General features: G+C 60.4%; 18 protein-coding genes. 7 read left to right on the plus strand and 11 right to left on the minus strand.

Going from position 1 to position 20,823, the window contains the following annotated elements; all coding sequences use genetic code 11:
• Nucleotides 1-5: 5 nt before the first annotated feature.
• The 9 genes from bamA to rpsB all read right to left on the minus strand — a co-directional run bounded on the left by bamA (nucleotide 6) and on the right by rpsB (nucleotide 9,858).
• Complete coding sequence (bamA, locus tag HBH25_RS05140) at nucleotides 6-2,363, minus strand: outer membrane protein assembly factor BamA (protein WP_168082186.1); 2,358 nt, start codon at nucleotides 2,361-2,363, stop codon at nucleotides 6-8.
• A 73-nt stretch (nucleotides 2,364-2,436) separates the two neighbouring features.
• On the minus strand, nucleotides 2,437-3,783 hold the full coding sequence (gene rseP / locus HBH25_RS05145) for an RIP metalloprotease RseP (RefSeq protein ID WP_168082188.1): 1,347 nt from the start codon (nucleotides 3,781-3,783) through the stop codon (nucleotides 2,437-2,439).
• Between the two features lie 58 nt (nucleotides 3,784-3,841).
• Entirely contained in the window at nucleotides 3,842-5,032 is a 1,191-nt protein-coding gene (gene ispC, locus HBH25_RS05150) for a 1-deoxy-D-xylulose-5-phosphate reductoisomerase (protein WP_168082190.1), read from the minus strand.
• A complete protein-coding gene (locus HBH25_RS05155) occupies nucleotides 5,029-5,850 on the minus strand; it encodes a phosphatidate cytidylyltransferase (RefSeq protein ID WP_168082192.1) in 822 nt (273 codons plus the stop codon). The genes ispC and HBH25_RS05155 overlap by 4 nt, the downstream gene beginning before the upstream one ends.
• Entirely contained in the window at nucleotides 5,850-6,614 is a 765-nt protein-coding gene (gene uppS, locus HBH25_RS05160) for a polyprenyl diphosphate synthase (protein ID WP_324616856.1), read from the minus strand. Before uppS ends, HBH25_RS05155 begins: the two co-directional genes overlap by 1 nt.
• A gap of 10 nt (nucleotides 6,615-6,624) precedes the next feature.
• Nucleotides 6,625-7,182 (minus strand): ribosome recycling factor, encoded by a 558-nt coding sequence (frr, locus tag HBH25_RS05165; RefSeq protein ID WP_168082194.1) that lies wholly within the window; start codon nucleotides 7,180-7,182, stop codon nucleotides 6,625-6,627.
• Nucleotides 7,182-7,922 carry a UMP kinase gene (gene pyrH, locus HBH25_RS05170; RefSeq protein WP_168082196.1) on the minus strand — a complete coding sequence of 247 codons (741 nt, stop codon included), beginning with the start codon at nucleotides 7,920-7,922 and terminating at the stop codon, nucleotides 7,182-7,184. Before pyrH ends, frr begins: the two co-directional genes overlap by 1 nt.
• A 170-nt stretch (nucleotides 7,923-8,092) precedes the next feature.
• Nucleotides 8,093-8,959: a translation elongation factor Ts gene (gene tsf / locus HBH25_RS05175; protein WP_168082198.1), complete on the minus strand. Its 867-nt coding sequence runs from the start codon at nucleotides 8,957-8,959 to the stop codon at nucleotides 8,093-8,095.
• A 155-nt stretch (nucleotides 8,960-9,114) separates the two neighbouring features.
• A complete protein-coding gene (gene rpsB / locus HBH25_RS05180; protein WP_168082200.1) occupies nucleotides 9,115-9,858 on the minus strand; it encodes a 30S ribosomal protein S2 in 744 nt (247 codons plus the stop codon).
• A 287-nt stretch (nucleotides 9,859-10,145) separates the two neighbouring features.
• Here rpsB and map point away from each other — a divergent pair, with 287 nt between their 5' ends.
• The 3 genes from map to dapC are packed head-to-tail and all read left to right on the plus strand — an operon-like array spanning nucleotide 10,146 to nucleotide 14,883.
• Nucleotides 10,146-10,931, plus strand: coding sequence for a type I methionyl aminopeptidase (gene map, locus HBH25_RS05185; protein WP_168082202.1), 786 nt, complete (start codon nucleotides 10,146-10,148; stop codon nucleotides 10,929-10,931).
• Between the two features lie 36 nt (nucleotides 10,932-10,967).
• Nucleotides 10,968-13,670: a [protein-PII] uridylyltransferase gene (locus HBH25_RS05190; RefSeq protein ID WP_168082204.1), complete on the plus strand. Its 2,703-nt coding sequence runs from the start codon at nucleotides 10,968-10,970 to the stop codon at nucleotides 13,668-13,670.
• Between the two features lie 13 nt (nucleotides 13,671-13,683).
• Nucleotides 13,684-14,883, plus strand: coding sequence for a succinyldiaminopimelate transaminase (gene dapC / locus HBH25_RS05195; RefSeq protein ID WP_168082206.1), 1,200 nt, complete (start codon nucleotides 13,684-13,686; stop codon nucleotides 14,881-14,883).
• A gap of 40 nt (nucleotides 14,884-14,923) precedes the next feature.
• On the opposite strand, the gene katB is transcribed toward dapC, so the two are convergent.
• Entirely contained in the window at nucleotides 14,924-16,453 is a 1,530-nt protein-coding gene (gene katB / locus HBH25_RS05200; RefSeq protein ID WP_229631819.1) for a catalase KatB, read from the minus strand.
• Between the two features lie 364 nt (nucleotides 16,454-16,817).
• Here katB and HBH25_RS05205 point away from each other — a divergent pair, with 364 nt between their 5' ends.
• From HBH25_RS05205 to HBH25_RS05220, 4 genes are read left to right on the plus strand one after another with little or no spacing between them, the layout of a single operon-like run.
• The gene (locus tag HBH25_RS05205; protein WP_168082210.1) at nucleotides 16,818-17,165 is read left to right on the plus strand and encodes an ArsC family reductase; all 348 of its coding nucleotides are present in this window, start codon (nucleotides 16,818-16,820) and stop codon (nucleotides 17,163-17,165) included.
• Between the two features lie 33 nt (nucleotides 17,166-17,198).
• Entirely contained in the window at nucleotides 17,199-18,233 is a 1,035-nt protein-coding gene (gene dapD, locus HBH25_RS05210; RefSeq protein WP_168082212.1) for a 2,3,4,5-tetrahydropyridine-2,6-dicarboxylate N-succinyltransferase, read from the plus strand.
• Between the two features lie 52 nt (nucleotides 18,234-18,285).
• Entirely contained in the window at nucleotides 18,286-19,491 is a 1,206-nt protein-coding gene (locus tag HBH25_RS05215) for an aminotransferase class V-fold PLP-dependent enzyme (protein ID WP_168082214.1), read from the plus strand.
• A complete protein-coding gene (locus tag HBH25_RS05220) occupies nucleotides 19,488-19,892 on the plus strand; it encodes a SufE family protein (RefSeq protein WP_168082216.1) in 405 nt (134 codons plus the stop codon). The genes HBH25_RS05215 and HBH25_RS05220 overlap by 4 nt, the downstream gene beginning before the upstream one ends.
• Nucleotides 19,893-19,965: 73 nt before the next feature.
• On the opposite strand, the gene tcdA is transcribed toward HBH25_RS05220, so the two are convergent.
• Complete coding sequence (gene tcdA / locus HBH25_RS05225; RefSeq protein WP_168082218.1) at nucleotides 19,966-20,757, minus strand: tRNA cyclic N6-threonylcarbamoyladenosine(37) synthase TcdA; 792 nt, start codon at nucleotides 20,755-20,757, stop codon at nucleotides 19,966-19,968.
• Nucleotides 20,758-20,823 lie beyond the last annotated feature (66 nt).

Consider the following 20,823-nt stretch of genomic DNA (forward strand, 5'->3'; position numbering starts at 1 on the left):
GACGCTTAGAACGTCTGCCCCAGCGAGAATTGGAAGATCTGGGTTTCGGCTTCGTCGGGCTTTTTCACTGGCATTGCCAGGCTGAAGCTCAACGGGCCAAGGGCGGTGATCCAAGTGACACCCAAGCCTACAGACGACGCCATGTTGGAGAAGTCAATGGAACCGCAGTCTTTGGTGTTGACCGGGTATTGAGCGCTCTTGGTGGTGTACTGGCACTTGGAATCGAACACATTGCCCACGTCCCAGAACAGCGAGGTACGCAAGGACTTCTGATCCTTCACGAACGGCATCGGGAAGAGCACTTCGGCACCACCGGTGATCATTACGTTACCACCGAAGGCCAGGGAATCCTGGTCCGGGTCATTGATAGCCGCTGTGCTGCGTGGGCCCAGGGTGCTGTCCTTGAAGCCGCGCACGGAGTTGAAGCCACCGGCGTAGTAGTTCTCGTAGAACGGCAGGCCATCGGTTGAACCATAGCCGTCGCCATAACCCAGCTCGGTATGGAAGCGCAGCGTGTAGTTCTCAGTGACCGGCGTGAACAGCTGCCCACGGTAATCCACCTTGTAGAAGGACAGGTCGCTACCCGGCGTGGTGGTTTCCAGGGTCAGGCTCTGGGAATGGCCACGGGTTGGCAACGTGCCGCGGTTCAGGGTGGAGTCCGACCAGCCGACGGACGCCTTGAAGTTGGTGAAGCTATCGCCTTCACGCTCGATGAAGTCGTAGATCTCGCCAACAGTATAGGTGCCGGTGTTGATCTCATCCTTCTGCACGGTAAGGCCGAAGGTAAGGCGCGAGGTTTCGCTGATGGGGTAGCCGAAGTTCAGGCCGGCACCCAGGCTATCCACGGCATAGCTGGCCACGTCGACGTCGAGGTCATCGTAGTCGGTTTTACGGTAGAAGGCGTTGTAGCCCAGGCTCACGCCGTCTGGCGTGTAGTAAGGGTCCACGAAGCTGAAGTTGTAGCGGCTCTGGTATTCGGAACGGGTAAGGCCGATGCTGACCTTGTTGCCTGAGCCCAGGAAGTTGCTCTGGCTGATCGAACCGCCCAGGATCAAGCCGGCGCTCTGGGCAAAGCCCACGCTGGCGGTGATCGAGCCGGAAGGTTGTTCTTCGACGGTGTAGTTCACGTCCACCTGGTCATCAGTGCCAGGCACCGCCGGTGTTTCGACGTTCACTTCCTTGAAGTAGCCCAAACGCTCCAGGCGCGTCTTGGACTGGTCGATGAGGTAGGTGGACGCCCAGCCCCCTTCCATCTGGCGCATTTCACGGCGCAGCACTTCGTCATCGGTCTTGGTGTTGCCGCGGAAATTCACACGGTTCACATACGCGCGCTTGCCGGGGTCTACCGCGAACGTGATGTCTACGGTGTGATCGTCATCATGAGGCTGCGGCACGCCGTTGACGTTGGCAAAGGTATAGCCTTCGTTGCCCAAACGGCGAGTGATCAGTTCCGAGGTAGAGGTCATGACCTTGCGCGAGAACACCTGGCCCGGCTTGACCAGCAGCAGGTCCTTGATCTGGTCCTCGGGGACCTTCAGGTCACCACTGAGCTTGACGTCACGCACCTTGTACTTTTCGCCTTCGTTCACGTTGACCGTGATGTAGACGTGTTTCTTGTCTGGCGTGATCGACACCTGGGTGGACGCGATGTCCATGTTGATGTAGCCGCGGTCCAGGTAGTAGGAACGCAGCCGCTCAAGGTCACCCGACAGTTTTTCGCGCGCATACTTGTCGTCGTTCTTGAAGAACGACAGCCAGTTGGTGGTTTTCAGTTCGAAGAGGTCGACCAGGTCGTCTTCGGGGAACACGGTATTGCCCACCACGTTGATGTGCTGGATGGCCGCGACCGTGCCTTCGTTGATCTTGATCTTCAGGCCTACGCGGTTGCGTGGCTGGGTGACCACCTCGGTGTCTACCGTGGCCGAATAACGACCCTGGGCCACGTACTGGCGCTGAAGCTCGTTACGCACGCCTTCAAGGGTGGCGCGCTGGAAGATTTCGCCTTCGGCCAGGCCGGACTGTTTCAAGCCCTTGAGCAGGTCTTCGGTCGAAATAGCCTTGTTGCCCTCGATCTCGATGCTGGCAACCGATGGCCGCTCCACCACGTTGATCACCAGGACGTTGCCATCACGGCCCAGTTGAATGTCCTGGAAGAAGCCGGTCTTGAACAGCGCGCGTGTGGAATCCACCAGCTTGCTGTCGTCAGCCTGCTCGCCCACGTTCAGGGGCAAGGCGCCGAAGACGCTGCCAGCAGAGACGCGTTGCAGGCCATTGACTCGGATATCGGAGATGGTGAAGGACTCGGCGTGAACTTCGGTGACCATCAGTGCGGACAGCACCGCAGTAAGCAGCAGACGTTTCATGAAGTCCTTTCTTATTCCAACTGGCAATAAACAAACTGCCGCATAGGCGGCAGGTTCGCAATTGTACGACTCATTACAACCGACCCAGATCGTTTATCAACGCGAGGAGCATGACGCCCACCACCAGGCTGATACCGATCTGAACCCCCCAGCCCTGTACCCGGTCTGAAACCGGGCGACCCCTGACCCATTCGATCAGGTAGAACAGCAGATGCCCCCCATCCAGGACAGGAATGGGCAGCAGATTGAGAACCCCCAGGCTGATACTCAGATAAGCCAGGAAGTTCAGGAAATCCCCAAGGCCCGACTGGGCCGAAGCGCCCGCCACTTTAGCAATGGTTATCGGTCCACTCAAGTTTTTTACCGAGAGCTCGCCAAAGAGCATTTTCTTCAGCGAATCAAGGGTCAGAACGCTCATCTCCCAGGTGCGGCGGGCGCCTTCGACAAAGCCGTCCAGCGGGCCGAACCGTACTTCACGCAGCATTTCCGGTGGCCAGGCCCCTGCTGCTACCCCCGCCCCCAGGTAGCCGGTAGCTGCTTCACCTTCCCCTTTGCTGGCCAGGTTCACTGGCACGTCGAGCCCCTGCCCTTCCCGCTCGATGTGCAGCAGCACCTGCTTGCCAGGGCGCTGACGCACCGCATCTACCACCTGCTGCCAGTCCGCCAATGCTACGTTGTCGAGGGAAACCAGCCGGTCCCCTGACTTCAGCCCTGCCGCATGGGCAGGCCCCGTTGGCTCGACTTCTGCCAATACGGGCGCCAGCACGGGCCGCCAGGGCCGAATGCCCAGTGAGCGCACAGGGTCTGGCTCGTCACTGCCCTTGAGCCACGCCACTAGGTTCAGGTCGTGAACACTGGTAGCGCCATCGCTGACCACACCTACTTGCAGCCGGCCTGTTTCGCCTAACCGCCGTACCAATTCCATGTTCACGCCGGACCACCCTGTTACAGGTTCGCCGTCGATGGACGTTATTTCCTGGCCAGGCTGCAGGCCTGCGCTGGCTGCCAGGCTGCCGCTTTCAATGGCGCCGATCACAGGGCGTACCTGCTCGCTGCCCAGCATGGCAATGAACCAGAAAAACACGATGGCCAGCAGGAAGTTGGCAATGGGGCCGGCTGCAACGATGGCGATACGCTGGTGAACCGGCTTACGGTTGAACGCTTCGTTCAACTGCTCGACCGGGACCTCGGCCTCACGCTCGTCCAGCATTTTCACGTAGCCGCCCAAGGGAATGGCCGCCACTACATATTCCGTGCCCTGCTTGTCCGACCAGCGCACCAGTGGCGTACCGAACCCCACTGAAAACCGCAGTACCTTCACCCCACAGCGGCGGGCGACCCAGAAGTGGCCGAATTCGTGAAAGGTCACCAGCACACCCAACGCAACTAGGGTGCCGACCAGCATATAGAGCGCGCTCATAGGTATCTCCGCAGCACCCGGGTGCCTTCATTCAACCCCGGGGCGCACCAATCGGAACTCATCGGCCCTGCCGAGTCAACCATTGCACGGCAGTACGGCGAGCAACGGTATCGGCTTCGAATACGGCATCCAGGTTTTCAAGGCTGCCGCCTGGCTCCTGGCTCAGAACAGCGTCAATGATACGCGCGATTTCGGTGTAGCGGATGCGGCGGTCAAGAAAGGCTGCAACCGCCACTTCGTTGGCAGCGTTCAACATAGCAGGTGCGCTTCCGCCTGCCTCCGCGGCCTGCCTGGCCAGGCGCAAGCACGGGAACCGGTGTTCGTCCGGGGCGTGGAAATCCAGACGCGCAATAGCGAAGAGGTCCAAGGGCGCCACCCCGGAGGCTATTCGCTCCGGCCAGGACAGTGCGTTGGCAATAGGCGTTCGCATGTCAGGGTTGCCCAACTGGGCGAGCACCGAACCGTCCACGTAATCCACCAGCGAATGGATCACGCTCTGGGGATGAATGACCACCTCGACCTGGGACGGGCGGGCGTCGAACAGCCAGCACGCCTCGATAAGCTCAAGCCCCTTGTTGGCCATGGTGGCCGAGTCCACCGAAATCTTGCGGCCCATTGACCAGTTAGGGTGCGCACAGGCCTGTTCGGGCGTCACCGTTTCCAGGTTTGCCAATGGTGTTTCACGGAACGGGCCACCTGAAGCGGTGAGTAAAATCCGGCGTACGCCTACCTGGGACAACCCTTGTGCATAGTTGCCAGGCAGGCACTGGAAGATGGCATTGTGCTCGCTGTCGATGGGGAGCAATACCGCCTTGCTGTCCCGCACGGCCTGCATGAACAGCCCGCCGGACATCACCAGCGCCTCCTTGTTGGCCAGCAGCACCTTCTTGCCAGCCCGCACTGCCGCCAACGTGGGCTTGAGCCCAGCTGCACCCACGATCGCCGCCATGACGGCATCGACCTCAGAAGCACTGGCTACATCGCTCAGCCCCTGCTCGCCATGCAGCACCTCTGTCGCCAGCCCTGCTTCACGCAACCGCTGGCTGAACGAGGTGGCATCGGCCGCTGTAGCCACAACAACGCATTTAGGCCGATGCCGCTGGCACAGTGCAAACAGCTCGTCGAGCCGGGCGTGGCCTGAAAGGGCAAAGACTTCGTAACGCTCCGGATGCTGCGCGATGACGTCCAGCGTGCTTTGCCCAATCGAACCCGTGGCGCCTAGTACGGTAATACGTTGCAATGCCTTCACAGCAGACCCCAACCCGTTATCCACAGCAGTACTGCAAACACCGGAATCGCTGCCGTCAGGCTGTCGATACGGTCCAGCACACCCCCGTGGCCTGGTAGCAACTGGCTGCTGTCCTTGATGCCGGCCTGGCGCTTGAACATGCTCTCCGTCAGGTCCCCTACCACTGAAACCAGTACAACCACCGCTGCAATCACCAGTGCGACAAGCACCTGGCTGGCTGCCCAGCCACGTACCCAGCCGGTGACCAGCGTCACTAGCAATGCGATACCCAAGCCGCCATACAGCCCTGCCCAGCTCTTTCCAGGGCTGACAGCCGGTGCAAGCTTGCGCTTGCCAAAGGCACGGCCAGAGAAATAGGCGCCGATGTCGGCCACCCATACCAGCACCATCACCGCCACGATCAGCAGGTTTCCCATGCCGGAAGCGGATTGCTTGAGCAGCAGCAACCCTTCCCAGGCCGGTAGCAGCACCAGCAGCCCGATCACGACCTTGGCGCCTTTTGTGGTCCAGTAGCGGGCAGACGCTGGGTACGTCATCACCAGCCAGGTGGACAGCCCCCACCAGATGACAGCCAGCCCCAACAGCCACGGTGCCAGGCCTGGCATGCTGTACAGCACGGCCAGCAGGATCGCTACCACGGCCGCGAAACCGACCCGTAGCCCCTGGGCTTCGAACCCGGCCAGGCGCGCCCACTCCCAGGCGCCCACTGTGACTACCGCACCAATGAACAGGGCAAAGGCCCCGCCATTGAGCAGAAAGAACCCGCAAAGGGCCAGGGGCAGTAACACCAGCGCGGTGAGTATGCGTTGTTTAAGCATCAGGCACGGGCTCCAGCCTCGACCTGCTCGCTGGTTTTACCAAAGCGACGCTGCCGGGAGGCGAAATCGGCCAGCGCGCTGCGCATGGCCTCGTGTTTGAAGTCCGGCCAGAACAGGTCGGAGAAATACAGCTCGGCATAGGCCAGCTGCCACAACAAGAAGTTGCTGATACGGTGCTCTCCCCCGGTGCGGATACACAGGTCTGGCACGGGCAGTTCACCGGTAGACAGATTGCCCTGGAGCAACGCTGGCGTGATGTCTTCCGGCTTGAGCTTGCCGGCCTGAACCTGGTGCGCAAGCTGCTGTGCAGCCTGGGCAATATCCCACTGGCCACCATAGTTGGCAGCGATCTGCAGAACGAACCGCCCTGCCCCGGAGGTCACCGCTTCGGCTTCGCGCATGGCCGCTTGCAGATCAGGATGAAAGCGGCTGCGGTCGCCAATGATGCGCAGGCTGATGTCGTTGTCGTTGAGCCGCCGCGCTTCGCGCCGAAGCATCGTGAAAAACAGCTCCATCAATGCACCGACTTCTTCGGCAGGCCGCTGCCAGTTTTCGCTGGAGAAGGCAAAGAGCGTCAGTACCTCGACCTTGGCCTCGGCACAGACTTCGATCACTGCACGAACGGCGTCCACGCCAGCCTTATGGCCTGCCACACCAGGCAGCAGGCGCTTTTTGGCCCAGCGATTGTTGCCGTCCATGATGATTGCCACATGCCGAGGCACGGTGGCTGGCAGTGCCGGCTGTTTGGTCTTTTCCTTGCGCACAACGCTGCCCTCAAACGGCCATGAGGTCCTTTTCCTTTTCTTCCAGCTTCTTGTCTACCTCGGCCACGCACTTGTCCGTCAGCTTCTGGATGTCATCGGCAGCGCGACGCTCCTCGTCCTCGCTGATTTCCTTGTCTTTCACCAGCTTCTTCAGCTGAGCCAGGGCGTCACGGCGGACGTTGCGCACGGCCACGCGAGCATCTTCGGCTACGCCACGTGCCTGCTTGGTGTACCCCTTGCGGGTTTCCTCAGTGAGGGCGGGCATTGGCACACGGATGGTGGTCCCGGCACTGCTGGGGTTCAGGCCCAGGTCCGAGTTGAGAATAGCCTTTTCGATGGCTTTGCCCAGGTCTTTGTCGTGAGCAACGATCTTCAAGGTACGGGCATCTTCAACGGTAACCGATGCCACCTGGTTGAGCGGCATTTCGCTCCCCCAGGCTGGCACCTTCACGCTTTCCAGAATGCTAGGGTGCGCGCGGCCTGTACGGATACCGCCCAGGTTATGCGACAGGGAATTGATGGCGCCGTCCATACGGCCTTTGGTGTCTTTCTTGATATCGTCGATCATTACATGCCTTCCTCGATCAGGGTACCTTCGCCGCCACCGACTACGATGTTCAGCAGGGCGCCAGGCTTGTTCATGTTGAAGACCCGCAGCGGCATCTTGTGGTCGCGGCACAGGCAAATGGCAGTGAGGTCCATTACGCCCAGCTTGCGGTCCAGCACTTCGTCGTAGGTCAACCGCTCGAACTTCTCGGCATTGGGGTCTTTGAACGGGTCTGCAGTGTACACGCCGTCCACCTTGGTGGCCTTGAGCACGATATCGGCGTCGATTTCGATACCGCGCAGGCAGGCTGCAGAGTCCGTAGTGAAGAACGGATTGCCAGTGCCGGCAGAGAAAATTACCACATCACCGCTGTTGAGGTGACGCATAGCCTTGCGGCGATCATAGTGATCGGTCACGCCGACCATGGAAATGGCTGACATGACCATGGCGGAAATGTTCGACCGCTCCAGCGCATCACGCATGGCCAGGCCGTTCATCACGGTCGCCAGCATGCCCATGTGGTCACCTGTAACGCGGTCCATGCCGGCTGCACTCAGTGCCGCGCCGCGGAACAGGTTGCCACCACCCAGCACCAGCCCCACCTGCACGCCGATGCCTACCAGTTGGCCCACTTCCAGCGCCATGCGATCAAGCACCTTGGGGTCGATACCGAACTCTTCGGAGCCCATGAGGGCCTCGCCGCTTAGTTTGAGCAGAATGCGTTTATAGCGAGGTTGACGACCACTCACCTGCTGGGCCATTGCGTATCTCTCCTGCGGCGTTCTTGAATAGTTCAGGCCTTGGCCTGTGTTGCTTGCTGGGCGCTTCTGACGCCCGCCGCGCTGGCCAGAGGGCATGCGCGGGTCTTACTTTGACAAAGAGGCCGCGCGCGTAAGCGGGCAGCCTCTTTGAGTGACAGATGTAGCCTGTCTTATTGCTTGCTGGCAGCAGCCACTTGTGCAGCAACTTCGTCAGCGAAGTTGTCCACAGGCTTCTCGATGCCTTCGCCAACCTTGAAGTAGGTGAAGGACACGATTTCTGCGCCGGCTTTCTGTGCCAAGGCACCTACGGTCAGCTCTGGGTTCTTGACGAACGCCTGCTCTACCAGGCTGGCTTCGGCCAGGAACTTCTTGATACGACCGGCCACCATGTTTTCAACGATGTTGGCTGGCTTGCCTTTGATTTTTTCTTCGTTGAGCGACAGGAAGACGCCCTTTTCACGCTCGATGGCTTCAGCGGACACTTCCGACGGCAGCAGGAACTCAGGGTTGCTGGCTGCAACGTGCATGGCGATGTCTTTCGCCAGTTCCACGTCACCACCTTTGAGCACAACGGCCACGCCGATCTTGTTGCCGTGCAGGTAGCTACCAACCACGTCACCTTCAACACGCACCAGGCGGCGGATGTTGACGTTTTCGCCGGTTTTGCCAACCAGCTCGATACGCGCAGGCTCCATGGCTTCGATCAGAGGCTCAACAGTAGTGAGCTTGTCGGCGAAGGCCTTGTCGACGCCAGCGGCCACGAAGGCCTTGAAGTCGTCCTGCAGGGCCAGGAAGTCGGTCTGGGAGTTGACTTCAAGCAGCACGGCGGCCTTGCCGTCGTCTTTGATGGCGACCGCACCTTCGGCTGCCACGTTGCCTGCCTTCTTGGCAGCCTTGATGGCGCCGGAAGCACGCATATCGTCAATGGCTTTTTCGATGTCGCCGCCGGCCTTGGTGAGGGCCTTCTTGCAGTCCATCATGCCTTCGCCGGTACGCTCGCGCAGTTCTTTGACCAGCGCCGCAGTAATTTCTGCCATTTCAAAAATCCTCTCGAACAGGTTTTCGGCCATACCACCCGCGCATCGGCGGGCATTGAAATTCGGACCCGACATGCCGGCTTGGCCGGTGCGGGTGGCAAAAAGGGGGCCTAGCCCCCTTTTTGCTTACCATGCCATTTTCAGGCGCGGTAGACTCAGCCTTCTGCGGCTTCGCTGGAAGCAGCTTCCTGGACGAATTCGCCAGTGCCGCCCGCAACGTGGTTGCGGCCACGGATGACGGCATCAGCCATCGAACCCATGTACAGCTGGATGGCGCGAATGGCGTCATCGTTACCTGGGATCACGTAGTCCACGCCTTCTGGGCTGCTGTTGGTATCGACAACGCCGATGACCGGGATACCCAGCTTGTTGGCTTCGGTGATCGCGATGCGCTCGTGGTCAACGTCGATCACGAACAATGCGTCAGGCAGGCCGCCCATGTCCTTGATACCACCCAGGCTGCGATCCAGTTTTTCCAGGTCGCGGGTGCGCATCAGGGCTTCTTTCTTGGTCAACTTGGCGAAGGTACCGTCTTCGGCCTGTACTTCAAGATCACGCAGACGCTTGATGGAAGCGCGGATGGTCTTGAAGTTGGTCAGCATGCCGCCCAACCAGCGGTGATCCACATACGGCGAACCGCAACGTGCTGCTTCTTCGGCAACGATCTTGCCAGCGGAACGCTTGGTGCCGACGAACAGGATCTTGTTCTTGCCCTGGGCCAGTTTCTCGACGAAGCTCAGCGCTTCGTTGAACATCGGCAGGGTTTTTTCCAGGTTGATGATGTGGATCTTGTTGCGCGCGCCGAAGATGAACTTGTTCATCTTTGGGTTCCAGTAACGGGTCTGGTGACCGAAGTGCACACCGGCCTTCAGCATATCGCGCATGTTGACTTGGGACATGATAGTTCCTTGATAAGTCGGGTTAGGCCTCCACGTATCCCAATGATCCAACCCGCGGCCTTGCGGCCTGGGCACCCAGGTCATCGTGTCGATACGTGTGTGGGTTAAGCCCTGCGGGCACCCCCGCAAAGCGGCGCACTTTATATCACACAATCGGGCAAAGAGAAACCGCAACGCGGGTGCGTGATCGCAGCCCCTTCCCCGTGCACGGTTCCCACCCCCTGGCCTATGGTAGAATCACGGCCTTGCACATTGATACCGCACCAAAAGGTGCCCAGAGAGCCCGTATGACCGTAACCATCAAGACCCCCGAGGACATCGAGAAAATGCGCGTCGCCGGCCGCCTGGCCGCCGAAGTGCTGGAAATGATCGAGCCCTATGTGAAGCCTGGGGTTACCACCGACGAACTGGACCGCCTGTGCCACGACTACATCGTGAACGAACAGAAGGCCATTCCGGCGCCCCTCAATTACAAGGGCTTCCCCAAGTCCATCTGCACCTCCATCAACCATGTGGTGTGTCATGGCATTCCCAACGAAAAGCCTTTGAAGGACGGCGATGTACTGAACATCGATATCACCGTCATCAAGGACGGGTACCACGGCGACACCAGCCGTATGTTCCATGTGGGCACCGTGCCCGAGTGGGCCACCCGGTTGTCGCGCGTGACCCAGGAATGCATGTACAAAGGCATTGAAGTGGTGCGCCCAGGTGCCCACCTGGGTGACATCGGCGAAGTGATCCAGAAGCATGCTGAGAAGAACGGCTTTTCGGTAGTGCGCGAATACTGTGGCCACGGCATTGGCAAGGTCTTCCACGAAGAACCGCAGGTGCTGCACTACGGCCGCGCAGGCACCGGCATTGCGCTCAAGGAAGGCATGATCTTCACCATCGAGCCGATGATCAACCAGGGCAAGGCCGATACTCGCCTGTTGGGCGATGGCTGGACGGCAATCACCAAGGATCGCAAACTGTCGGCCCAGTGGGAGCACACCGTACTGGTGACCGCCGATGGCTACGAAATCCTTACGTTGCGCCAGGACGACACCCTGCCCCGCACCTCTGCGCAGTAACAGGCTGCGCCCGCGCCTATAAAAGGAAGGCAATCGATGCCCCAGGTGGACCCGGAATTGTTTGATCGCGGGCAGTTCCAGGCGGAGCTGGCGCTCAAGGCCAGCCCTGTGACTGCGTTCAAGAAGGCTATTCGCCGGGCCCGTCAGGTATTGGACGCACGCTTTGCGGCAGGCCGCAACGTGCGCCGGCTGGTTGAAGACCGGGCCTGGTTCGTGGATAACCTCCTCCAGCAGGCCTGGGGCCAGTTCGAATGGAATGAAGAAGCCGATATTGCGCTGGTAGCCGTAGGCGGTTACGGGCGCGGCGAACTGCACCCCTATTCGGACATCGACCTGCTGATCCTGCTGGAACATGCCGACCATGAGGCCTTCCGCGACTCCATCGAGCGCTTTCTCACACTGCTCTGGGATATCGGGCTTGAAGTCGGCCAGAGCGTTCGCTCCATCGAAGAGTGCGCCGAGCAGGCCCAAGCGGACCTGACGGTGATCACTAACCTGATGGAAAGCCGTACCATCGCCGGCCCCGAACGCTTGCGCAAACGCATGCTGGAAGTGACGGCACCCGACCGCATGTGGCCCAGCAAGGCGTTTTTCCTGGCCAAGCGTGCCGAGCAGCAGGCGCGGCATCACAAATACAACGACACCGAGTACAACCTGGAGCCTAACGTGAAAGGCTCGCCTGGGGGGCTCCGGGACATCCAGACCATCCTGTGGGTTGCCCGGCGCCAGTACGGCACACTGAACCTGCAAGCACTGGCAGGCCAAGGGTTTTTGCTGGAAAACGAAGGCGACCTGCTGGCAGCCTCTCAGGAATTCCTCTGGAAGGTGCGCTATGCTTTGCACATGCTGGCCGGGCGTTCCGAAGACCGCCTGCTGTTCGACTACCAGCGGCGGATTGCAGAGCTATTGGGGTACAAGGACAGTGACGCCAGGCTTGCCATCGAAGCGCTGATGCAGCAGTACTACCGTGTGGTCATGCGTATCGCCAAATTAAGCGACTTGATCATCCAGCATTTCGAAGAAGAAATTCTGGCGGCAGACGCAGGCACGTGCATTACGCCTATCAATACCCGGTTCCAGTTGCATGACGGCTACATAGAAGCCACGGCGCCTCATATTTTCCGCCGGTTCCCCTTCGCCATTCTGGAAATATTCGTGCTGATGGCGCAGAACCCTGAGATCAAGGGCGTGCGGGCAGACACCATTCGGCTGCTGCGTGAGCACCGCCACCTGATCGACGACGCTTTCCGGCATGACCTGCGCAATACCAGCCTGTTCGTGGAGCTGTTCAAGTGCGAAAAGGGGGTTCATCGCAACCTGCGGCGCATGAACCGTTACGGCATTCTAGGGCGTTACCTGCCCGAGTTTGGCCATATCGTGGGCCAGATGCAGCATGACCTCTACCACATCTATACCGTGGACGCGCACACGCTGAACCTGATCAAGCACTTGCGCAAACTGCAATACACGCCGGTTTCAGAGATGTTCCCCCTGGCGAGCAAGCTGATGGGCAGGCTGCCTAAGCCTGAACTGATCTACATGGCGGGCCTGTACCATGACATTGGCAAAGGCCGTAACGGTGACCATTCCGAGCTGGGCGCCATCGATGCACAGGCGTTCTGCGCCCGCCATCAGCTGCCCCCTTGGGACAGCCGCCTGATCGTATGGCTGGTGCAAAACCACCTGGTCATGTCCACCACTGCCCAACGCAAAGACCTGTCCGACCCCCAGGTCATCCATGACTTTGCTCAGCTCATGGGTGATGAAACGCATCTGGACTATCTCTATGTGCTAACCGTGGCTGACATCAACGCCACCAACCCCAGCCTGTGGAACTCCTGGCGGGCCAGCCTGCTGCGCCAACTGTATACAGAAACAAAGCGCGCGCTGCGCAGGGGCCTGGAAAACCCGCTCGACCGCGAGGAGCAGATTCGCCAGACCCAGGCCGCCGCGCTGGACACACTGGTGCGTGGCGGGACGGACCAAGATGACGCCGAACAACTGTGGAGCCAGCTGGGCGATGATTATTTCCTGCGCCATACCTCGGCAGACGTGGCCTGGCACACCGATGCCATTCTGCAGCAGCCGGCCGATGGCGGCCCTTTGGTACTGATCCGGGAAACCACCCAGCGGGACTTCGAGGGCGGCAGCCAGATCTTCATCTATGCGCCGGACCAGCACGACTTCTTCGCCGTGACCGTCGCGGCCATGGACCAGCTGAACCTGAACATTCACGACGCCCGCATCATTACGTCCAGCAGCCAGTTCACCCTGGACACTTACATCGTGCTGAACAACGACGGCGGCTCCATTGGCGACGATCCGCAGCGCATCCAGCAGATTCGCGAAGGCCTCACCGACGCATTGCGCAACCCGGATGACTACCCCACCATCATCCAGCGCCGCGTGCCGCGCCAACTCAAGCACTTCGCCTTTGCCCCCCAAGTGACCATTCTGACCGATGCACAGCGGCCAGTGACCATCCTGGAACTGAGCGCACCAGACCGCCCCGGCCTGCTGGCCCGCCTGGGCAAGATTTTCCTGGAGTTCGACCTGTCCCTGCAGAACGCAAAAATCGCCACCCTGGGTGAACGTGTAGAGGACGTGTTTTTCCTGACCGATGCCAACAACCAGCCATTGTCTGACCCGCAGCTGTGCCTGCGCCTGCAGGACGCCATCGTCGAACAGCTCAGCGTAAGTCAGCCGCAAGGCATCGAATTGTCCCGTTTAAGCATCTGAAGCCGAGCTACCGATGAACCAAGCCCTTAGCCACCTGCAGCCCTACCCGTTCGAAAAGCTCCGCGCCCTGATGGCCGGCGCGCAACCACCCGAGGGCAAGGCACACATCGCACTGTCCATCGGCGAGCCCAAGCATGCGTCGCCGGCCTTTGTTGCAAAGGCGCTGGCAGACAACCTGGACAAGCTGTCCGTATACCCCACCACGGCCGGCTTGCCTGCGCTGCGCGAAGCCATTACTCGCTGGTGCGCCCAGCGCTTCGGCGTGCCCACCGGCTGGCTGGACCCTGCGCGCCACGTGCTGCCGGTCAACGGTACCCGCGAAGCACTCTTTGCCTTCGTGCAAACGGTCGCCGAGCGCGATCGGGAGGGGCTGATCGTCAGCCCTAACCCTTTCTATCAGATCTACGAAGGGGCTGCGATTCTGGCGGGTGTGCAGCCCTATTACCTGCCGTGCCTTGAAGCACAGGGTTTCAACCCGGATTTCGATGCGGTACCTGCCCAGGTATGGGACCGCTGCCAGGTACTGTTCCTGTGCTCGCCCGGCAACCCAACCGGCGCGCTGATTCCGTTGGATACGTTGAAGCGGTTGATCGGCTTGGCCGATCAGCATGATTTCATCATTGCCGCCGATGAGTGCTACAGCGAACTGTACTTCGACGAAGGCACGCCACCGCCTGGCCTGCTCAGCGCCTGCGCTGCCTTGGGGCGCTCGGACTTCAAGCGCTGTGTGGTGTTTCACAGCCTGTCCAAACGGTCCAACCTGCCCGGCTTGCGCTCAGGTTTCGTGGCCGGTGATGCCGATATTCTCAAAGCGTTCCTGCTGTACCGTACTTACCACGGTTGCGCCATGTCCATCCCAACCCAGTTGGCAAGCATCGCCGCCTGGCAGGACGAAACCCACGTACGCGAAAACCGTGACCTGTACCGGGAAAAGTTCGATGCCGTGCTGGACATCCTCGGCCCGGTGCTGGATGTACAGCGACCGGACGGCGGCTTCTACCTCTGGGCAGGCGTACCTATGGGTGATGAAGCCTTCTGCCGCGAGCTGTTCTGTGAACAGCACGTCACCGTGGTGCCGGGCTCATACCTGTCCCGCGAGATCGACGGCGTGAACCCAGGGGCCCACCGTGTACGCATGGCACTGGTTGCTCCGCTGGCGGAGTGCATCGAGGCGGCGCAGCGGGTGCGGGCATTCGTGGAAGCGCGTCGATAGGCTTACCCCCCCGGTTCCGGGGGGTAAACCTGGGTGGGCGTCAATCCTCTAACTGCGCCGCCAGTGCCTTCACTTTGGCCAAGTCACCCTTGGCCACTTTTGTAACGCCTGTTCCGTACTCCGGGTCGGCCTTGTACAAGTACGAGAGCATGATGTTCTTGCTCTCGGCATCCGTGGTCGCCAGGGATTCACCGAAGCTCTGGATCAGGTCCTTGCGGTCCTTCTCGCTGTAGGAACGGTACAGATCACCGGCCTGCTTGAAGTTCTGCTCACGCTGGATCTTTGCCTGCTGCGTAGTACCGGTCAGCGGCAGCTGGCTATACCGCGCGCTGTCCTGGCTCGGCCGTGGGTTCAGTCGGCTAGGTTCGTAGTTCACACCGGTGGTGGTATGGCCGCTATTGAGGCTGCCGTCCTGGTTGCCGTTGTTCACGCCATCACGCGGCCGGTTGACTGGCAGGCTCAGGCCATTGGCACCAAGGCGGTACATCTGGGTATCGGCATAAGAGAACAGCCTGCCTTGCAGCAAACGGTCCTCGGACGGCTCGATACCTGGCACCGTGTTGGACGGTGCCATGGCCACCTGCTCGGTTTCCTGGAACACATTGTCTACGTTCTTGTTCAGCACCATCTGCCCGACCTTGCGCTCAGGCACACCGGGCCAGATCTTGGTAGCGTCCAGCGGGTCGAAGGCAAACGTAGGCAGGTCTTCGGGTTTGAGCACCTGAATGTACAGGTCCCATTTCGGGAAGTCGCCCTGATTGATGGCATTCACCAGGTCATGGGTCATGTGGCTGTAGTCGGTGGACTGCACCTTGGCCACTTGGGCAGGGTCCAGGTTCTTTACGCCTTGCAGGCTTTTCCAGTGGAACTTGACGTAATGCACCTGGCCTTTATCGTTCACGAACTTGTAGGCATGAACACTGTTGCCATCCATGAAACGATAGCCGGCGGGCGTGCCCTCGTTAGAGTACAAGAGGGTAAGTGTGCGTGTGGCTTCGGGCACATGAGAGAAGAAATCGAAACGCCGGGAGTCATCATCCAGGTTGGTACGCGGGTCTGGCTTGAACGCATGTACCATGTCGGGGAACTTGATGGCATCACGAATAAAGAACGTGGGGAAGTTGTTGCCCACCAGGTCCCAGTTACCATCGGCCGTGTAGAATTTAGTCGCAAAGCCACGGGGATCACGCAAGGTTTCTGGCGAATGGTTGCCATGTACCACGGCGGAGAACCGCACAAATACCGGGGTATGCTCCCCTGGAGTGAACACTTTGGCTTTGGTGAGGCTTGAAAGGTCTGCCGACGCTGTGAACTCACCTTTTGCACCGGTGCCACGCGCATGCACCACCCGCTCCGGGATGCGTTCACGGTCAAAGCGTTGAAGTTTCTGAATCAGCTGAACATCCTGCAGTAGCACAGGGCCATTAGCCCCTGCCGTCTGCGAATTCTGATTGTCACCTACTGCGGCGCCGTTATCCCGGGTCAGGGTATCGGCAAAGGCCGGAGAAAACGCCAGGGCACTCACTGCAACCGCAGTGAAGGCTCTGCCATTAAAGCTGGAAAATAGCATGATATCCCTCATGGACAATTATTAGCAGCTCACCGCGGCTGCCTGTGAATCCTAAGAAGCGGACCGGCTGAAACTATAATCAAACCTCTCTATCTATCAGATGGATAAATATACTTCACCTAAGTTAGCAAGCCGTGCTATGCGCGCGCGAAAGATTCGAACTACCATACGGCTATCAGTTAGTTGAAAAAAACATCATCGGAACTGCGAAATGTGTACACACAAATACACATTCGCAGGGCCAATGCGCAGTAGTGCCTATGGAACTACGTAGCCATGGCGTTGAAAGGGCTAATGCCGCATACTTCACCACCCTTCAATTCGGAGTACAGGCAAGCGCCTGCCCAGGCCGCCGCTGCACCCCATGGCTTACACTCTTTTTGGCATCAAGGCGTGCGACACCATGAAAAAGGCCCGTAGCTGGCTTGACGACCATGGCATCGCCTACGCCTTTCATGACTACAAAACCCAAGGTATCGACCGCGAGCACCTGCAGCGCTGGTGTGATGCCCACGGGTGGGAGACCGTGCTCAACCGTGCGGGAACCACCTTTCGCAAATTACCGGACGCCGACAAGGCCGGCCTGGACCAGGCACGGGCGATCGACCTGATGCTGGCCCAGCCCTCCATGATCAAGCGCCCGGTACTCGACCTGGGTCAAAGCACCCTGGTGGGGTTCAAGCCAGATCACTACGCGGCGGCCCTGAGCTGATCAGCCGGCCCCGCCCTTCAAGAGGAATCGCGCATGTCTACTACCCTGTTCAGCCTGGCCTTCGGCGTTGGCACCCAAAACCGTCAAGGCAATTGGCTGGAAGTGTTCTACGCGCAACCGCTGGTTTCGCCTTCCCAGGCACTGGTCGATGCGGTGAGTGGCCCGCTGGGCTATACCGGCGGCAACCAGGCCATTACGTTCAGCAGCACTCAGGCCTCACAATTGGCTGAAGCCTTGAAGGCCATCGACCCGGTACAGGCCGCGCTGCTCACCCGCCTGGCCGAAAGCCAGAAGCCGCTGGTGGCCACGCTGCTGGCCGAAGACGCCGCGCTGACCTCTACGCCAGAGGCCTACCTCAAACTGCACTTGCTGTCTCACCGCCTGGCACGGCCCCACGGCTTGAACCTGGCTGGCATTTTCCCTCTGCTCCCCAACGTAGCCTGGACCAGCCAAGGCGCCGTGGACCTGGCCGAGCTGGCCGAACTGCAGCTCGAAGCGCGCCTGAAGGGGCGGCTGCTGGAGGTGTTCTCGGTAGACAAGTTCCCGAAAATGACCGACTACGTGGTGCCGGCCGGTGTGCGTATCGCCGATTCCGCGCGGGTTCGCCTGGGCGCCTACATCGGTGAAGGCACCACCATCATGCACGAAGGCTTCGTGAACTTTAACGCCGGCACCGAAGGCCCAGGCATGATCGAAGGCCGTGTGTCGGCTGGCGTATTCGTGGCCAAAGGGTCGGACCTGGGCGGCGGCTGCTCTACCATGGGTACGCTGTCCGGCGGCGGCAACATTGTGATCAAAGTCGGTGAGGGCTGCCTGATCGGCGCCAACGCCGGTATCGGCATACCGCTGGGCGACCGCAATACGGTGGAAGCTGGCCTGTACATCACTGCGGGCACGAAAGTGCGCCTGCTGGATGACGCTAACCAGCTGGTCAAGGTCGTCAAGGCCCGCGACCTGGCCGGCCAGAATGACCTGCTGTTCCGTCGCAACTCTGAAACCGGCGCGGTCGAATGCAAAACGCACAAGTCGGCCATCGAGTTGAACGAAGCGCTGCACGCCCACAACTGATAAGGGTAGCCGGGGCGGCATTGCTCCCCGCTCCGGCACCAAGGCCTAAAACATGTTTCAGCCATCTCCCTGGCGGGGTGAGTTTCCCGCAATCGCCGCCTTGGAGCGGCAGCAACAAACCTACCTGGACAGCGCGGCCACCACGCAAAAGCCGCGGGCCATGCTGGATGCGATGGCCCACTACTACACCCATGGTGCTGCCAATGTGCACCGTGCGCAGCATTTGCCAGGGGCGCTTGCCACCCAGGCGTTCGAAGAGAGCCGCGAGAAAGTTGCCCACTGGCTGCAGGCCAATGCCCCCGCTCAGGTGATCTTCACCCATGGCGCCACCTCGGCGCTCAACCTCCTGGCCTATGGGCTGGAGCACGAGGTAGCCGAAGGCGACGAAATCGCTGTCAGCGCCCTTGAGCACCATGCCAACCTGCTGCCTTGGCAGCAACTGGCGCAGCGGCGCAACGCCCGGCTGGTTATTCTGCCCGTCGATACCGATGGCCGGGTCGATCTGGCCCAGGCCCAGGCACTGATCGGGCCACGCACCCGGATCGTGGCCCTTACCCAACTGTCCAACGTGATGGGCACGGCACAGCCACTGGCCCCCTTGCTGGCGCTGGCTCGCCAGCAGGGTGCACTGTCTGTGGTCGATGGGGCTCAAGGCGTAGTGCATGGCCGGCAAAACATGACCACCCTTGGCTGTGATTTCTATGTGTTTTCCAGCCACAAGCTGTATGGCCCGGAAGGCGTAGGCGTGTTGTATGGTCGCAGCGAGGCATTGGGCCGGCTACGCCATTGGCAGTTCGGTGGGGAAATGGTGCACCAGGCCGGATACCACCACGCCAGCTTCCACCCTGCCCCATTAGGTTTCGAAGCCGGTACGCCACCCATTGCGGGTGTGATTGCACTGGGCGCTACCCTGGACTGGCTCGGCTCCCTGGATGGCAACGCCGTGCTGGCCCATGAGCAGGCGCTTCACCAGCAACTGCTGCGCGGGCTGCACGACCGCGACGACATTCAGGTACTGGGTACGCCAGACAGCGCATTAGCCAGTTTTTGGGTCAAAGGTGTACACAACGCTGACCTGGCCCACCTGCTAACCGACCAAGGCATTGCCATACGCGCAGGCCAGCACTGCGCGATGCCCTTGTTCAAAGGCCTGGAGCTGAATGGGGCGATACGGGTGTCCTTGGCGATGTACAACGACTCCAGCGACCTGTCGCGCTTTTTCGAGGCATTGGACCGCGCCCTGGAGTTACTGCTATGAGCCTGTCCCCACAAGCGCTTGCAGCCTTGGAACGGTTCGCGGGCTGTAGTTCATGGGAAGCCCGCGCCCGCCTGTTGATGCAAGAGGGCGCTCACCTGCCAGCCCTGGCCTTGGAAGACCAGTCTGACAGAAACCTGGTGCACGGCTGTGAAAGCCAGGTGTGGTTGGCCGGTGCGTTGGAAAACGGCCAATGGCATTTCCGCGCCAGCACTGACGCCCGGTTGCTGCGCGGTTTGCTGGCCCTGTTGCTGGTAAGGGTAAACGGGCTGGGGGCGGAGGAGCTGCAAGCGGTAGACCTGGGGGCCTGGTTTGAAGGGCTGGGGTTGCAACGCCAGCTTACCCCGTCGCGCAGCAATGGGCTGAATGCCGTGCTGCAGCGCATGAAAGCCATTGCCGGGTGACGCCGGAACATTCAGCCCTTCCCTTCCCATGTGGGAGCAGGCGCCAGCCTGCGAACCCGCAGCCCGCTACCGTTTACTGCGGCCGGCCAACGCCCGCCACGAGCTTGTCCACTACCCTGCTGGCCGCCACCATGCCAAACGTGGCCGTGACCATCATCACGGCGCCAAAGCCACTGGCGCAGTCCAGTTTCACGCCCTCACCCACAAACGCTTTGGTCGCGCAGACGGTGCCGTCCGCAGCGGGATAACGCAATTGCTCGGTGGAGTACACACAAGGCACGCCATAGTTGCGCGACGTATTGCGGGAAAAGCCGTAGTCCTTGCGCAACAGGGACCGTACCCGGGAGGCCAGTGGGTCATTCCAGGTGCGGTTCAGGTCTACGATGTCGATCTTGGTAGGGTCTACCTGCCCCCCCGCCCCCCCTGTGGTCACGATGGGCAATTTGCGGCGCTTGCACCAGGCAATCACCGCAGCCTTGGCAATCACGCTGTCAATGCATTCGAGCACATAGTCCAGTTGGTCGGTCAGGTAGTCGGCCAAGGTCTCCTGGGTCACGAAGTCCACGATTGCATGTACCTTGCAAGCCGGGTTGATGTCGCGCAACCGCTGAGCCAATACCTCCACCTTGGGCTGGCCAATGGTGCTGGCCAGGGCATGAGACTGGCGGTTGGTGTTGCTCACGCAGGTGTCGTCCAGGTCGAACAGGGAAATTTCACCCACGCCCGAGCGCGCCAAGGCTTCGGCGGCCCACGAACCCACGCCACCTACACCTACCACAGCCACATGAGCGCCCTGTAGCCGAGCCAGGCCGGCTACCCCATACAAGCGAGCTACCCCGCCAAACCTTGGATCGTCACTGCTCATTGCGTACCTCATTGATCAGGCCGCGATTATACGGATAGTGGCGCCCAGGCAAACCTGCCACCGATA

It is taken from the genome of Pseudomonas quercus, assembly GCF_012033695.1.
GTDB lineage: Bacteria > Pseudomonadota > Gammaproteobacteria > Pseudomonadales > Pseudomonadaceae > Aquipseudomonas > Aquipseudomonas quercus.

Coding starts and splice junctions, on each gene's coding strand:
- bamA (WP_168082186.1), bottom strand. CDS start 2,363: ATGAAACGTCTGCTGCTTACTGCGGTGCTGTCCGCACTGATGGTCACC.
- rseP (WP_168082188.1), bottom strand. CDS start 3,783: ATGAGCGCGCTCTATATGCTGGTCGGCACCCTAGTTGCGTTGGGTGTG.
- HBH25_RS05155 (WP_168082192.1), bottom strand. CDS start 5,850: ATGCTTAAACAACGCATACTCACCGCGCTGGTGTTACTGCCCCTGGCC.
- frr (WP_168082194.1), bottom strand. CDS start 7,182: ATGATCGACGATATCAAGAAAGACACCAAAGGCCGTATGGACGGCGCC.
- pyrH (WP_168082196.1), bottom strand. CDS start 7,922: ATGGCCCAGCAGGTGAGTGGTCGTCAACCTCGCTATAAACGCATTCTG.
- tsf (WP_168082198.1), bottom strand. CDS start 8,959: ATGGCAGAAATTACTGCGGCGCTGGTCAAAGAACTGCGCGAGCGTACC.
- rpsB (WP_168082200.1), bottom strand. CDS start 9,858: ATGTCCCAAGTCAACATGCGCGATATGCTGAAGGCCGGTGTGCACTTC.
- map (WP_168082202.1), top strand. CDS start 10,146: ATGACCGTAACCATCAAGACCCCCGAGGACATCGAGAAAATGCGCGTC.
- HBH25_RS05190 (WP_168082204.1), top strand. CDS start 10,968: ATGCCCCAGGTGGACCCGGAATTGTTTGATCGCGGGCAGTTCCAGGCG.
- dapC (WP_168082206.1), top strand. CDS start 13,684: ATGAACCAAGCCCTTAGCCACCTGCAGCCCTACCCGTTCGAAAAGCTC.
- katB (WP_229631819.1), bottom strand. CDS start 16,453: ATGCTATTTTCCAGCTTTAATGGCAGAGCCTTCACTGCGGTTGCAGTG.
- HBH25_RS05205 (WP_168082210.1), top strand. CDS start 16,818: ATGGCTTACACTCTTTTTGGCATCAAGGCGTGCGACACCATGAAAAAG.
- dapD (WP_168082212.1), top strand. CDS start 17,199: ATGTCTACTACCCTGTTCAGCCTGGCCTTCGGCGTTGGCACCCAAAAC.
- HBH25_RS05215 (WP_168082214.1), top strand. CDS start 18,286: ATGTTTCAGCCATCTCCCTGGCGGGGTGAGTTTCCCGCAATCGCCGCC.
- HBH25_RS05220 (WP_168082216.1), top strand. CDS start 19,488: ATGAGCCTGTCCCCACAAGCGCTTGCAGCCTTGGAACGGTTCGCGGGC.
- tcdA (WP_168082218.1), bottom strand. CDS start 20,757: ATGAGCAGTGACGATCCAAGGTTTGGCGGGGTAGCTCGCTTGTATGGG.